The organism is Bacillus sp. FJAT-27445 (genome assembly GCF_001510665.1).
Taxonomy (GTDB): domain Bacteria; phylum Bacillota; class Bacilli; order Bacillales; family Cytobacillaceae; genus Bacillus_D.
In genome coordinates, this window is the sequence record NZ_LMTI01000007.1 from 147,914 (window position 1) to 162,108 (window position 14,195).

The 14,195-nt window shown below is 44.2% G+C and carries 12 protein-coding genes; 7 read left to right on the forward strand and 5 right to left on the reverse strand.

Annotated elements, in window-relative coordinates:
* The first annotated feature begins 123 nt into the window (after window positions 1–123).
* Window positions 124–870 (forward strand): YqcI/YcgG family protein, encoded by a 747-nt coding sequence (locus tag AR337_RS20145; protein ID WP_059173837.1) that lies wholly within the window; start codon window positions 124–126, stop codon window positions 868–870.
* A gap of 104 nt (window positions 871–974) precedes the next feature.
* A complete protein-coding gene (locus tag AR337_RS20150) occupies window positions 975–1,532 on the forward strand; it encodes a cysteine hydrolase family protein (protein ID WP_059173941.1) in 558 nt (185 codons plus the stop codon).
* A 69-nt stretch (window positions 1,533–1,601) separates the two neighbouring features.
* On the opposite strand, the gene AR337_RS20155 is transcribed toward AR337_RS20150, so the two are convergent.
* Window positions 1,602–2,579, reverse strand: coding sequence for a rhodanese-related sulfurtransferase (locus AR337_RS20155; protein ID WP_059173838.1), 978 nt, complete (start codon window positions 2,577–2,579; stop codon window positions 1,602–1,604).
* A 183-nt stretch (window positions 2,580–2,762) separates the two neighbouring features.
* A complete protein-coding gene (locus AR337_RS20160) occupies window positions 2,763–3,008 on the reverse strand; it encodes a YuzB family protein (protein ID WP_059173839.1) in 246 nt (81 codons plus the stop codon).
* A gap of 253 nt (window positions 3,009–3,261) precedes the next feature.
* On the opposite strand from AR337_RS20160, the gene AR337_RS20165 reads away from it, so the two are divergent.
* A complete protein-coding gene (locus AR337_RS20165) occupies window positions 3,262–5,142 on the forward strand; it encodes a hypothetical protein (RefSeq protein ID WP_059173840.1) in 1,881 nt (626 codons plus the stop codon).
* 113 nt (window positions 5,143–5,255) lie between these two features.
* Here the strand turns inward: AR337_RS20165 and AR337_RS20170 are convergent, their stop codons facing one another.
* Window positions 5,256–6,185: an aldo/keto reductase gene (locus AR337_RS20170; protein WP_059173942.1), complete on the reverse strand. Its 930-nt coding sequence runs from the start codon at window positions 6,183–6,185 to the stop codon at window positions 5,256–5,258.
* Between the two features lie 33 nt (window positions 6,186–6,218).
* Window positions 6,219–6,848: a bifunctional 2-polyprenyl-6-hydroxyphenol methylase/3-demethylubiquinol 3-O-methyltransferase UbiG gene (locus AR337_RS20175; protein ID WP_059173841.1), complete on the reverse strand. Its 630-nt coding sequence runs from the start codon at window positions 6,846–6,848 to the stop codon at window positions 6,219–6,221.
* A gap of 633 nt (window positions 6,849–7,481) precedes the next feature.
* On the opposite strand from AR337_RS20175, the gene AR337_RS23660 reads away from it, so the two are divergent.
* From AR337_RS23660 to sstT, 4 genes are all read left to right on the forward strand, one after another.
* Entirely contained in the window at window positions 7,482–8,732 is a 1,251-nt protein-coding gene (locus tag AR337_RS23660) for a thermonuclease family protein (protein ID WP_253702003.1), read from the forward strand.
* 144 nt (window positions 8,733–8,876) lie between these two features.
* On the forward strand, window positions 8,877–9,002 hold the full coding sequence (locus AR337_RS23985) for a hypothetical protein (RefSeq protein WP_301335735.1): 126 nt from the start codon (window positions 8,877–8,879) through the stop codon (window positions 9,000–9,002).
* A gap of 62 nt (window positions 9,003–9,064) precedes the next feature.
* Window positions 9,065–9,286, forward strand: a complete 222-nt coding sequence (locus tag AR337_RS20190) for a hypothetical protein (protein ID WP_059173843.1) — start codon at window positions 9,065–9,067, stop codon at window positions 9,284–9,286.
* Window positions 9,287–9,802: 516 nt separating this feature from the next.
* Entirely contained in the window at window positions 9,803–11,041 is a 1,239-nt protein-coding gene (gene sstT, locus AR337_RS20195) for a serine/threonine transporter SstT (protein WP_059173844.1), read from the forward strand.
* Window positions 11,042–12,266: 1,225 nt separating this feature from the next.
* Here sstT and AR337_RS20205 read toward each other — a convergent pair.
* On the reverse strand, window positions 12,267–14,186 hold the full coding sequence (locus tag AR337_RS20205; protein WP_059173846.1) for an esterase family protein: 1,920 nt from the start codon (window positions 14,184–14,186) through the stop codon (window positions 12,267–12,269).
* Window positions 14,187–14,195 lie beyond the last annotated feature (9 nt).

The window sequence follows — 14,195 nt, forward strand, 5'->3', positions numbered from 1 at the left end:
AACTAATAAGTATAAAAACCTCATACAACGGCTCTTTTTAAAAAACGCCACCTCCCTCACTATCATTGATTACACACTTGGCAGCCCTCATTGAATACTCTATTGGTGAGAGGGGGACCATGTATGGCTTTATATAAACAGGAGGAAATTGTCCTATCCATAGGGGAAACATGGAAAAGAGATGCCGTTCTGAAATTTGCGGCAAAAATGGAGGATAAAGCAAGGCCATTTCCTTGCATACCGGCCACCATAGGGCATCAGCTGGAACACTTCAGATATGGTTTTCTGCCGCACCCCGCGGCCTCCGATTCGGCGATCAAACTTGCCAGTGCGCTCGATGAATATGCAAAGCATTATCAAGAGTTTGGAAACTATACCTCGCTCGTTCTATTTTATAAAGACACAGACCGCGAAGCATTGAGTGTTGAACAATATGAGCAGCTCTTTTGGTCTCAGTTAAATAAGAGCGCGAAGCTTGATACCGCTCAATGGCCTGATCATATACCTAAGGATGCTGAAAATCCTTTATGGGAATTCTGTTTTAATGGGGAACAGTTCTTTGTATACTGCGGAACACCTGCCCATGAAAAAAGGCTAAGCAGGTATTTCCCTTATCTTATTCTCGCAATCACCCCCAGGTCCGTTCTCGTCGAATTCAATTCATCAAAGGGCCGCGCTTCTAAAGTCAAATCAGATATACGCAAACGGCTTGCCGCATATGATACGGCGCCGATACACCCGGACCTCAATACCTATGGGAATGGAGACAATTATGAGTGGAAGCAATATTTCCTCAGAGATGATGATACGACCCTATCAAGATGTCCTTTTCATCGCTATCTTAAGATGAAAAGTGAAAACGATGTATAAATTTTGGCATGCCGCGCAGGCATGTTTTTTATTAGGATGGAAAGCAGTGGAGGTGGAAACCTAATTAAGGAATGAATTTATAGGAGGGATGATTGTTGGTTGAGATATCGGATAAACCTGCCTTGCTCGTACTGGATGTTCAGAAAGGTTTTGATGACCCTTATTGGGGAGAGCGGAACAACCCCGAGGCAGAGGAGAATATATACCGGCTACTTGCAGAGTGGAGGAAGCAGGAATGGATCATCGTTTACTCACAGCATCTTTCCCTGCTGCCTAACTCGCCGTTGAACTACAAAAATGGTGGTAATATTGAAATTAAAGACCCCCTCCGCCCTCTTGCCGGCGAGAAAGTGTTTACGAAAAACGTCAACAGCGCGTTTATTGGAACCTCCTTGGAGGAATTTTTAAAAGGTCATCAGATTAAAACACTTGTGATTACAGGCTTTTCGACCCAGCATTGCGTCTCTACGACTACAAGGATGGCCGGAAACTTGGGCTACACCAACTTCCTGGTCTCCGACGCAACCGCCGCATTCGAAATCACCGACCATAAAAACGTAAAGCACCCCGCCAATGAAATCCACGAGATAGAGCTGGCGATGCTCCACAAAGAGTTTGCGACCATTGCCACAACGAATGAGATTCTTGAATCGATTAGCTAAACATTCGGCAGTCAGCTTAGCAAAAAATAAAGGGACAAACCATAAATAAGGTTCGTCCCTTTATCTTTTCTATTCACCTGTTTGAACCGGTGCTTCTTCACCAAGCTCCCTTAGCCGCTCAGCAACTTCCTCTTCAGTCAGTCCATGTTCCTTCACATAAAGGTTCCGTGGATCAACACGGCATTCGTGCGTGCATCCTCGCAAATACTTGTGCTCGTTCTCCTCGGAGCAAAGGATCTGCTTGTTGCATTCAGGATTGGCACAGTTTACATAGCGCTCGCAAGGTTCATCTGTAAAATAATCCTTCCCGACAACAACGTGTTCGACCTGGTTGATAGGTACGGAAATCCTTTCATCAAAAACATACATCTTTCCGTCCCAAAGCTGCCCTTTCACCTCAGGGTCTTTCGCATATGTCGCAATCCCGCCATGGAGCTGGCCGACATCTTCGAATCCTTCTTTTACAAGCCATCCGGAAAACTTCTCGCAGCGGATTCCGCCTGTACAATAAGTAAGAACCTTTTTGCCTTCAAACTGTTCCTTATTTTCCCTAATCCATTCTGGAAGCTCGCGGAACGCCTTAATTTCTGGGCGGATGGAGCCTCGGAAATGCCCAAGGTCATACTCATAATCGTTGCGGGCATCAATGACGACCGTATTTGGATCCTGCATTGCTTCAAAGAATTCCTTCGGCTCCAAATAGTTGCCTGTGACTTCATTTGGATTGACATCGTCCTCAAGCCGCAAAGTAACAAGCTCGCTCCGTGGGCGGACATGCATTTTTTTAAAAGCATGCGATTCGGCTTCGTCGATTTTAAAAACCATATCGGCAAAGCGGGAATCTTCTTTCATTGCCTCTATATATGCATCAGTCTGTTCAACCGTTCCAGACACAGTACCGTTAATGCCTTCCTCGGCAACAAGGATACGGCCCTTCAAGCCAAGCTCCTTGCAGAACGCCAGATGCTGGGCTGCAAATTCCTCCGGATTATCAATATGGACATATTTATAATAGAGCAAAACTCTATATGGTTGTTCTGTTATCATTTTTCCTTACCCCATTCTAATTTGTGTATATAAAGCGTGCCTGTTAACCGCACAACTATATTTTTATACCAAAAGGCATAAAAACATTGTATAAAAAAAATCCCTATTTTTCAATACTGCCTTAACAATCATCCTAAAACCGCCAATTTTTCCAGTTGGCTCGGAGTTTAATTGATACGGCCATCATTCAAAAAATGCGAGTTCCTTTTCAATCTGTCTCCTGATTTTATCGAGGCATTCTTCTGGGGTTTTCGCAAAAACCCTCTTCCCATTCACAATCGCAAACGGGCTCCTCGCACACATCCCGCAAAAAGACAGGCATTCATTCCGGAGAACGGACACTTCAGGGTATTCCGATTCAAGGATCGTTTCAATATCAAGCACGTTGATGCTGTTGCTTTGGCATATATCCACGATGACAATCCCCATGTCGATCCCTCCCCTTATGTAAAAAAACAGGCAGGTATAGTATACCCTTGATTTCTTGCGGACATAGGGATTTGGCTTTTGGTAACGGTTTTGGGCAAGGTTCCTTATGTTAACGAATTCAATTACGCCGGATAAAGGTTAAAATGTTCTTTTTTTTAAAAAAAAATTAATTTCCCCTCATACATATTTACCCACATAAAGGAATTTTCCCCACCGTAATGTATGGTAATTTCAGTTAAGGGGGTTTCACATTTTGAAAAAGCCATTTAAGATTGCCATACCTGCCCTTGCTCTTGGATTAGCGTTTTCCACTGTAACCAGCGCATCGGCCATTTCCATCGGACAGAAATCGGAATCTACTCTAAAGGTTTCTGCCTCGGTCTCTAACAAAACAGCCGCCAAGCACAAGGCTGACAAAGAAGCGAAAAAGCGTCTGGCTACGATCAACAAAAATATAGCAAAGGTAGAATCAAGTAACAGGACGCTGGCAAAGGCCATAGTGGACATATATGCGAAAGCGACAGCCGGGACACTTTCGGTAAAAGTCGAGGCGGAATTTCACAAAAGTACTTCTGGTAAATTGAAGGCCAACAGCAACCAGCTGAAAGCCTTGAAGTCACAGGTGGACCAGGTGGCCAAAAAATATGGGAAAACGGAATCGGTTAACGCGGCCTATGCTAAAATTACAGCCCAAACAAATGTAATCTCTCAGGAACAAAAGAAGCTTAACGATTTGCACACCCAGTTCGTGCAGGCACAAAAAGCAAAAGACGCCGCCAAACTGACCGCCTCGATTCAGGAAAGTGTCGTGAAGGCCGAAGCGAAAGTTGCCGCCCTTTCAAAGGCAACAGCCGAGTTCTATACGAAAGCGGTCACAGTTCCTGTAACGGCTAATGCAGAGTTAGATTTCTATAAGAAAACCTCTGCTGACTTAACTTCCGTATCAAGTCAGCTTACAAATGCCAAAAAGCAGCTCGATGGGCTAGTGAAATCCTATGGGAAAACAGATGCGACAACTGCCCTATATGTAAGAGTTGCCACTCAGAATGAGGCAATTGCTGTTGCAAAAAAGAACCTTGATAATTTGCACAGCCAGTTCCTGCAGAAAGACGCCGTGAATCAGGTAGCCGCCATTAATGCAGCGGTGCTGAAGGCGGAAGCGAACCTGGCGGCCACTTCAAAGAATATTGCGGATTTTTATGCAAATGCGGCAACCACTCCTGTTACTGTCAAGGCTGAGTTAGATTTCTATAAGAAAAACTCGGCTGACTTAACTTCCCTGTCAAACGGGCTTGCAAATTCGAAAAAGCAGCTCGACGGGCTAGTGAAATCCTATGGGAAAACAGATGCAACAACAGCCGTCTATGCAAAAATTTCCGCACAGAATGAGGCAATTGCCGTGGCGAAAAAGAACCTGGATAATTTGCACAGCCAGTACCTGCAAAAAGAGGCCGCAAAGCAGGTAGCCGCCATCAATGATGCTGTGCTGAAGGCGGAAGCAAACCTGGCAGCCACTTCAAAAAATGTTACGGATTTTTATGTGAAGGCGGCAACTACTCCTGTAACGGCAAAAGAAGAAGCTGATTTTCACAAAAAAGCTACAGGGGAAATTCACGCGCATGCGGTTCTGTTGCCTTCATTAAAAAAGCAGCTTGACGCTCAAGTCAAATTAACAGGGAAAACCGATGCGGCAGTCGCCATATATGCAAAGATTACAGTTCAAACTGAGGCAAATGCCGCTGCGAAAAAGAAGCTGGATGAATTGCATAGCCAGTTCCTGAAGGCAGAAGTGGCGAAACAAGTGGCTGTTATTTCCGGTGAGGTGGCGAAAGTGGAGGCAAGAGTGGCTGCCGCTGCAAAAGCAACAGTCGAGTTTTACGCAAAAGCAGCAACCGTACCTGTTACAGCAAAAGCTGAGGCGGAGTTTTACGTGAACATGACCGGCGAGCTTGCAGCCAGCTCCGTCCAGCTTTCAGGACTGAAAAAGCAGCTCGACGATTATGTCAAAAAACACGGCAAAACAGAAGCTTCTTTAGCGCTTCACACAAAAATTAACGTTCAAAATCAAGCAATTGCCACAGCAAGCAAAACGTTGGTCGAATTGCACATTAACTTCAAGCCAGCTTCGGCTTAATTTTATCAAGGAAGGCCCCTTCAAGGAGCCTTCCTTCTTTGTTGCTGGAGAATCCACAAATAAAAGGCTTTGATTTCCTGGCTGTAAAAATAGAGATGGATTCGCCTGTTAAACTACTGTTGGAACGCTTGGTCGATGTGCCGTATTTCTTCTTCAGTCAAGTGGACATCAAGCGTTTTTAGATTGTTGAGTACTTGTTCCGCTTGTTTTGCGCCTGGAATGATTGCATCGATGACGTCGCGTGTTAAATACCAGGCTAGAACAACGTGTGCCACGTCCGCACCCTTTTGCTCCGCAATCTCCCTTACTTTTTCTACTTTTTCCAATGCCGCCTCAAAGGTCTCCTTTTGGAAAAACTTCCCGCGCTTGCCTTCGAGGTTTGTTTTCTTGTCATACTTTCCGGTCAGAAGGCCTTTGGCGAGCGGAAAATACGGGATAAATGAAATATTTTTTTCGCGGAAATATGGGAATAATTCCTGTTCGGCACTGCGGTTCAGGAGATTGTACTCGCCCTGGTACACATCGATGTAGCCGTCCTTATTCGCTTCCTTCAGCTGCTCCAGCGAAAAGTTGGAAACACCGATTGCGCGAATTTTCCCTTCATCCTTCAGACGCTTCAGTGCGCCGACCGCCTCATCCTTTGGCGTATCCTTGTCCGGAAAATGAATATAGAACAGATCAATGTAATCAGACTGAAGGCGATTCAGGCTTTCTTCAACGGAACGGGTCAAAAACGCAGGGTCATTGTTGTGGACAACGTCCTGCCCGGCGAATGTATAGGAAGCTTTTGTGGCAATGACCGTTTCCGAACGTTTCCCGGTTTCTTTTACAATCTGTCCGATAATTTCCTCGGACCGCCCCAATCCATAAAAGTAAGCTGTATCAAAAAAATTCAATCCGTTTTCCAAACCTGCACGGATCATTTCAAAGCTTGCGCCTTCATCAATATTCGGATAGATATTATGCCCTCCGACCGCATTTGTTCCCATTCCAATCGGATTCACATACAAATCCGTCCTACCAAGTCGCATCTTCCCGGCCATTTCCAACCAACCTTCCATTATGTAGTAACCCCATCATATCAAACCAGGCTTCTCGCAAAAAATGATTTGCCGCCCGTCCTGTTCATTTTCTTCATAAAAAAGTACCTTCCATCCGCGGAACTCCTTAAGCAGCTCATTCGGCCTTAGCCGGAATTGCTTCGAAACCCGCCCGCGTTCCAATTTCTGCGAATCATAATAGGTCTCCATAAAGAAATGGCCACCTTCTTTTATTACGCCCTTCACATAAGGAAACAACGAACGGTCCAAATAATACGCAATCACAACGAAGTCAAAGGTCCCCTTTTGAAACGGTAAATTTTCCAACTCTGTAAGGTCCATGACCGAGGCATTGATTTTTAATCGCTTTTTTTCAGCCAGCTCCTGCACAAACTCAATGGCTGTTTCCGAAATATCAATAGCCTCCACCTCGTATCCCCGGTCCGCCAAAAACAGGCTGTTCCCGCCAAGCCCGCAGGCGAGATCAAGAGCCTTCCCCCCATTCAGATAAGCGAAAAGGGTATTCAGCCGCTCGCTTGGCAAGGGCTCCGCCATATCTGCCAGCCGTTCTTTGTGCTTGTTGTTCCATTTTGCTTTTGTATGGTTTTCGTTTGAAATTTTTGATTCCCTCCCCTCCTCAGACGTATCATTCATTAAGTTCCACATAAAGCTTCATACACCCTTCCTATTTCAAAAAAATATTCCTTAAAACACCGATTCCATCTGCTGCCTAAAGTTAGCCTTCTATCAGTGGTGGGGGGTGCATCCCCATTAATGGTTAGCCCCTTTATATTGCAGGGTAGTTCACCAATCGGACCTTTACCAGCCATAAATCGGGTGGTGAATGTGTCCAAAATGTGACAGTTTTCGATATCGGCCTTGAAACTTTCGTTATCCTCCTAAAAGTTTTCGATATATCTAAAAAGTTTTCGATAACAGTATGTAAATTTTCGATATATCTCCAAACACGTTAAAAAAAACTCATTTGGACCTTTGGCGATGGGGGATTATCAGCCAAAAACGACTTCTATGAACCCAGTAGTCGGAGTTTATCCATAAAAAATTGCTAAACCCGTTTTCCAAAAAGAAAAGGGGGCCTATTTTTCTAAAAAAAGGAACGCTTTGTGGCCTGGCACCTTCCACATTACAACATACTTTAGGGCGAAGTTGTCCATCCAGATTGGCTGCCCGTTAAGAGTAAGTAAGTCCTTTCCCCAAAAACCAATTAATACCAACATACCCAACTTAAAAATATTGGTATAATTGGTATTGAATGAATTTTCTAGGGGGAAAGAGAAGTTGAAGCTTTTTAAGACTATTATCATGATTTTGCTGCTATTGTTCTTGTTGATTTTATCAACTGCGGCTCCAATTGCCCTGATTGGCGTGGCTTTGTACGGGGCGGGGTTTTGGCTGAGCCACCAAAAGTCCAAAGGCAGGGTTTATTTTAAAAAACCGTGGCTGCTCTTAACTGCGGGAGTCCTTTCGACTTTCATCCTGGTCGGAACGTTTGCCGAGGCGACTGAAGGCCAGGCCTCATCAAAACCTGAAGTAAAAATCGATAAGCAGGCCAGCGATAAAAAAGCCGCTAAAGAAAAAGATAAAGCGGACGAAAAGGCCAAAGCAGCACTTTTAGCAAAAAATGCCGCTGAAGAAAAGGCGAAGGCCGAGGAAGCAGAGAAAGCGAAAGCCGAAGCCGAAGCAAAGAAGCAGGCCGAGGAAAAAGCAAACGCGGAAGCCGAAGCGAAAAAACAGGCGGAGGCCAAACAAAAGGCCGAAGCCGAAGCGAGAAAACAGGCGGAGGCCAAACAAAGGGCCGAAGCCGAGGCGAAAGCCAAGCAGGCAGCAAATACAAATGCGTTAGTTGCCGCCCTTGCACTTGAAAAGGTCACCGTTGGCCGCGTAGTCGATGGAGATACGATCGAGACATCAGACGGGAGAAAAATCCGTTTTATCGGTGTGAACACGCCCGAATCTACGACAAGGCATGAAAAGTATGGCAAAGAAGCAAGCAATTACACGAAATCAAAATTGGACGGTAAACAAATCTGGATCCAAAAAGACGTGAGCAATACCGACCGGTACGGGCGCTTGCTGCGCATCATCTGGCTTGCCGTCCCAACGGATGACATGAACGAAAAGGAAATTCGCGCAAAGATGTTCAATGCCGAGCTCGTCTTGAACGGATATGCGGAACCATCCACCTACACACCTGACGTAAAATATAGCGAGTTCTTTGTAAAATTCGCTCGGGAGGCGCGTCAAAACAATAAAGGTCTTTGGGCATATGGGCCGAATGGGACAACGAAGGGCGACCTTGATCCAAAAACATCAACCCAAAGTTCTTCACAACCGAAGCCTGCCGCGTCTCAGCCTGCAAAAACGACTGTGAAACCAGCAGCGCCAGCACCTTCAACCAGCACGCAAACTGAAATATTTGCAAACTGTACGGAGCTAAGGCAAAAGTATCCGAACGGCGTCCCATCAACACACCCGGCCTATCAGGCAAAAATGGACCGCGACAAAGACAACTATGCCTGTGAAAGATAACAAGTGAAGCCACTGCGGCTTCACTTTTTTATTGGGCAACATTTTTTCAAGAGGATTGCCACGCTTGAATATTCACTCACCATTCAAACAAAACAGTCGCCTGTTAAATACCTTGTAAAAATCATTGTCATGGCGGTGTCTTGAATGGGGTATTCCAAGCCAACAAAACAAAAAGAAATGAACGTTCAGGAAAAAGAAATTGAGGATCTTAAATTAACACTTGAAAAACAAATCGCAATATCCATTTGTATTCAGGCTATTAGGCAATAATGGAAGTCTTTCTCGTACTAAAATTACTATCAATAAGCGAGAGAACAGAGGGAGAGCAAACGTTGGCGAAAGGCGTCCTGATTCAAATGTTTGGCCAAATAACAGAATCAATAGGTGTGACCAAAGAAATAACACGACAGGCACCAGGTATTCTACCAGAAGCGCAAAGTATTGCCATCACTGGTGACTGGCTGCAGTCATTGGGCGCAGCTATCGAGGCGATGGGTGGAGAAATGGTACTTACAGAAGAAAAGCAAAGCGGACGGCCCAAATTTGTACCTTAAAAGGCGAGAAAGTGAAGCAGAGAAAATCTCCTGCTTCACTTTAGTCAAAAAATTGTATATAAACGAAAACAATAAATAAAATGGAGAACGAATGAAGCACTAGATACGTCCCCTGCTTCATGTTGGCATCATGGTCGGGGATATTGATCAATCGTTTTCCAACGGTGATTGCAATGAGGCAGGAGAACCATTCCCTGCCTCATTATGCTTTTTTAAGAGATTAATACCATTATCTTCTATATTAGGATAATATAAATTCTAAAGATTTTCTAAATTTAGAACCTTCAAAAATCACCTGGAACTTTACTAATTTATGAACTTTTTATGGATTTTTATCAAAAAAATGGGATTTAAGGCATTTTTATTTTTAACAAAGTTATTTGCGTCATTGTAATATATCTAAATTTTCAATATAATACTTTTATATTTACTGTTATTGGTGGATAGCATTTTAATAGCTGCCGCAAAGTTATACTATAAGCACAGAAAGTCAATTTGCACAAGCGGGGGGAGAAAATGAAAGGTCTATTTAAGAAGTGGAATCAGTTGAGCCTGGTCAAGCAAATCATCATTGGTTTGGTGGTTGGTATCATACTGGCTGTTGCGATTCCCAGTGTAGCAAAGCCTCTAGTTATTTTTGGTTCTTTATTTGTTGGTGCTTTAAAGGGGATTGCGCCAATCCTGGTCTTGTTCCTTGTCATGTCTGCCATCGCACAGCATAAGAGCGGCCGCCAAACGAATATGAAATCCATCATATTCCTGTATCTTTTAGGAACCTTTTTAGCCGGATTAATCGCGGTAATCGTCAGCTTTATATTCCCGGTAAGCCTGACGCTTGTGAAAGGCGCTGAAGGCGTAGCGGCTCCCGGGGGAATTGTCGAAGTTCTTAAAACCTTGCTTCTGAATGTAGTCGACAATCCGGTGAAAGCGATTTACAATGCGAATTACATTGGTATCCTTGCATGGGCGGTTGTCCTGGGTATTGTCCTGCGCAATGCACCGGATACAACCAAAACAATGATTTCAAATTTTTCAGATGCGATAGCCAAAATTGTGACATGGGTTATCAAGCTAGCACCACTTGGCATCATGGGACTTGTCATTGAGTCAATCACTACAAACGGCCTTGAGTCGCTGCTGAGCTATGGCAAACTGTTGGCCGTATTGATTGGCTGCATGCTCTTTGTCGCTTTTATTGTCAATCCGGCAATCGTTTATTTCACGATCCGCCAAAACCCATACCCACTCGTATTGAGATGTTTAAGGGAAAGCGGAATTACAGCATTCTTTACCCGTAGCTCTGCTGCCAACATTCCGGTAAACATGAAGCTTTGTGAAAAACTTGGATTGGACAAGGATACCTATTCCGTCTCCATCCCACTTGGTGCCACCATCAATATGGCTGGTGCCGCAGTAACAATCTCAGTACTGACATTGGCAGCGGTTAATACACTTGGAATTGAAGTAGACATACCGACAGCTATTATACTAAGCGTACTTTCAGCTATTTGCGCTTGTGGTGCATCCGGGGTGGCCGGCGGCTCACTATTACTGATTCCACTTGCAGCAAGCTTGTTCGGAATTCCAAACGATGTGGCAATGCAGATCGTTGGCGTTGGCTTTATCATCGGCGTTCTCCAAGACTCCTTTGAAACAGCCCTTAACTCTTCAACGGACGTCCTGTTCACAGCTGCTGCTGAGTACAGAAACCGCCGCAAAGAAGGAAAAAGCATAAATATGAAACAAGCAATTTAATGTGAAGCAGGGGACGTTTCCTCTGCTTCATTTTTTTACCGATGTGATGGGGCATTTCCATCCAATGAAGCCTGCCGGCTGTTGCGGCAAGGAATCTCGAGGAAAGAACAAGATGCGCAAGAGCCTTCGCGACAGGCAAAGACCGCCTGTCCCTGCGATGTTTATTCTCGGAAGCTTTCCTTAGTGGTCAGCCCCGACCAGATTAAGACGGGGCCCGCAGGACACTGAATGGCATCCCTGAATTCGCCCACGCACGAAGGAAATGCGAGCATTTCCGAGGATGGGCCTGCCCTCCGGAGGGAACCGGCTTAAGACCTCGAGGGGCTAGGCGCTCCTCGAAAAAGCTAACGCTTTTTCTTCGTGCGAAGCTTATGCTTCCGAAGCTTATCCTGGTGGAGCTGGATTACTAAAACCTTTTTCGAGTTATCCACCATGTTGGATTTTAAAATTTCTTAGACAATCAAAAAGCAGTCCAATTCACAAAAAATTGGGCTGCCTTTTACAAAAGAACTACTGATTATATTTTGCGGGAATTTTGATTAACATGTAAACCCCTGTCCACTTCTGTGTCGTGACAATGAGTGTTTCTCCTTGCTTTTAAAAAAACAGCCCGCTTCCATCATCGTGGATGAATTCCCAGCCGAACCGATAATCAGCAATCCTGTCAGCATTAATTTCAAATGATTCTCTTTAGCCATTTGCTGTTATCGGTTTTCAAATTAATGCTTCCACATCGAAAACAAACCTTGGACGAGTTGGTAAGCAGCTTCTTGCAATTGATGCACCTTTTCATTTTCTCCTTCATCCCTGGTCCCCTCCCAGCGAGTTAGTGTGGAGCAGTTGAAGCATGTGCCAATGAACTAAACTAAACCTACCATTAAAAACAATATTTCCCGCGACCGATAATATCCAATTATTTTTAAGCATATTTACTTAATTTAATTGATTCATATTCTGGTGAAAAGGTTACATGACTGGATAGAGTTTTCTTAAAATCGTCAATATAACTATTCGACTATCCATTTGGAAAATCCTTCATAAAGTCTTGGTGATTAAGAAAAACTGCCAGGCGCATTTCCTCCGGGCAGTTAATGACCTCAACTCTTTTATCTTCAGTCCATGCAAGGTAGTCAGTGTAATTCACTTTTTTCTATGGGGCTGTTGCTTACTTATGCAAGCCGCCTCCTTATTTCACCCTAAGTGGAGCATATTTTAGGGAAAAACCTTATTTATCCTTGGCAGAACTCAATCCGTTCTGGAACATGTATTGTAGCCCTTCCTCAAAACCTTTCCCCCAAACATGTGAGCTATGTCCTCCATTTACTATTCTAAGCTCAGCAGGACTTCCTGGGACTTTTCCCCACTTTTCAAAGTCCTCGTTAAAGATGTTTGACCTGTGGAGATTCTGGTACAAAGAAACGGACTGGACCTCCATATTGTATTTGTTTGCATCAGGTGGAAGATCTTCTTTTTCGCTCAAATGATTCCAGTCATCGTCACCGGCATAAATAAACATAGGAACTTTGTATTGTTGCTTACTATAAGCCTTAAGGGCTGTTGGATAATTTAGTTTATCCCAGATTTGCGGGTCAAATGGTTCCCCAAATGAGCCCCGCTCAACCGCTCCAGAGGTCGCGGGAGCCTCACCATCCTGAATTGCAGGGCTTAATAGCACCGTTGCCGCGAATTTTTCCGGGTAGATTAATGAGTATCGTAATGCACCATATCCCCCCATCGAATAGCCTACAAGCCCTCTTCCTTCTCTCGAAGTGATAGAATTAAAGTTTGTATCAATTTCCCTGACCAAATCATTCACGACAGCAGTTTCCACGGCATCGTACTTGGCTGAATCGACCCAATAGCTGTTTCCTGTTATTGGAGCGACGGCGATTACAGGGCTAATCCTTTTATCATCAATCATTTTATCAAGGATTGGCCAGTACCTGTCCCAGCTGCTTGCTGAACCTCCGCTACCATGGAGAAGATAGATTACCGGGTATTTCTTCCCATCCGCTGTATTGTAGCCTTTTGGTAAATAGATGTTATAGGACAGCATGTTTTCAGATTGATTGGACCCGTTACCCAGTGATTCGGAAACAAAGGTACGAAGCTGGACAGTGCCTTTATTTGGTGTTTCATAATTGGCCGCTTGATAGGTAGGAGAAAAATCCTTTTTTTCTTGTTTGCCGAACAAGTATTTCAGCCCTTCTTCAAAGCCCTGGAGCCAAACATCCATCCCATGCCCTCCGTTAATAATCCTGAGTTCGGCCGAATTGGAAGGAACATCTTCCCACTTGTCAAAATCCTTGTTAAAAAGGTTTTTCCGATGGAGTTCTTGATAAAGTTCTACAGCCTGGACTTCCATATTGTACTTATAAGCATCGGGTGAAAGATCCTCTCTTTCACTAAGGTGATTCCAGTCATCGTCACCAGTTACAATATAGAAAGGGACACGGAAAGGCTGCTTTACATAAGATTCCAATGCGGCAGGATAGTTCAATTGCTCCCAACGATTGGGATCGAAGGGGGTTCCAAAGCTTCCCCTTTCAACAGCCCCGGAAGTTACAGGCGGCTGTCCTTTTTGAATTGCTGGGCTTAATAGAATCGTACCGGAAAACAGTTCCGGATATACAAGCGAGTATCGTAAGGCTCCGTATCCACCCATTGAAAATCCGGAAATATACCTGCTCTTACGCTCGGGTTTTGTGTTGTACTTTTTATCGATATGAGGAATGAGGTCTTTTATGATAGATTTTTCATAATGACCAAACTTTTCAGAGTCAACCCAATAGCTGTTTCCTGTGGAAGGGACGACTGCAATAACTGGTTCAAGAATTCCTTCTTCAATGAGGTTGTCGAGTTTGGCCCAGAATCCATCCCAGCTATTTTCATTTCCCGAACTGCCATGCAAAAGGTAGATGACAGGATATCCTTCCTCCCGTTTGGAATCATATCCTTTTGGAAGGTAGATTTTGTAGGTCAGCTTATTTTGTTTAGGGGTATGGTCATGAACCAACGCTTGTGACGTGATAGATTCAACAATTTTAGTGCTGGAATCCCTCACCTTTTCTTTTGCTGTTACAATCGAATTTGATAGAGATGCAAGAAGAAAAACAACCATGGCAAAACTAATAAGTCTTTTCAATACCTCAAC

Bases quoted from the DNA above. Each gene is read 5' to 3' on its own strand.
- AR337_RS20145 (WP_059173837.1), top strand. From the start codon at position 124: ATGGCTTTATATAAACAGGAGGAAATTGTCCTATCCATAGGGGAAACA.
- AR337_RS20155 (WP_059173838.1), bottom strand. From the start codon at position 2,579: ATGATAACAGAACAACCATATAGAGTTTTGCTCTATTATAAATATGTC.
- AR337_RS20160 (WP_059173839.1), bottom strand. From the start codon at position 3,008: ATGGGGATTGTCATCGTGGATATATGCCAAAGCAACAGCATCAACGTG.
- AR337_RS20170 (WP_059173942.1), bottom strand. From the start codon at position 6,185: ATGGCCGGGAAGATGCGACTTGGTAGGACGGATTTGTATGTGAATCCG.
- AR337_RS20175 (WP_059173841.1), bottom strand. From the start codon at position 6,848: ATGTGGAACTTAATGAATGATACGTCTGAGGAGGGGAGGGAATCAAAA.
- AR337_RS23985 (WP_301335735.1), top strand. From the start codon at position 8,877: ATGGGGTATTCCAAGCCAACAAAACAAAAAGAAATGAACGTTCAGGAA.
- sstT (WP_059173844.1), top strand. From the start codon at position 9,803: ATGAAAGGTCTATTTAAGAAGTGGAATCAGTTGAGCCTGGTCAAGCAA.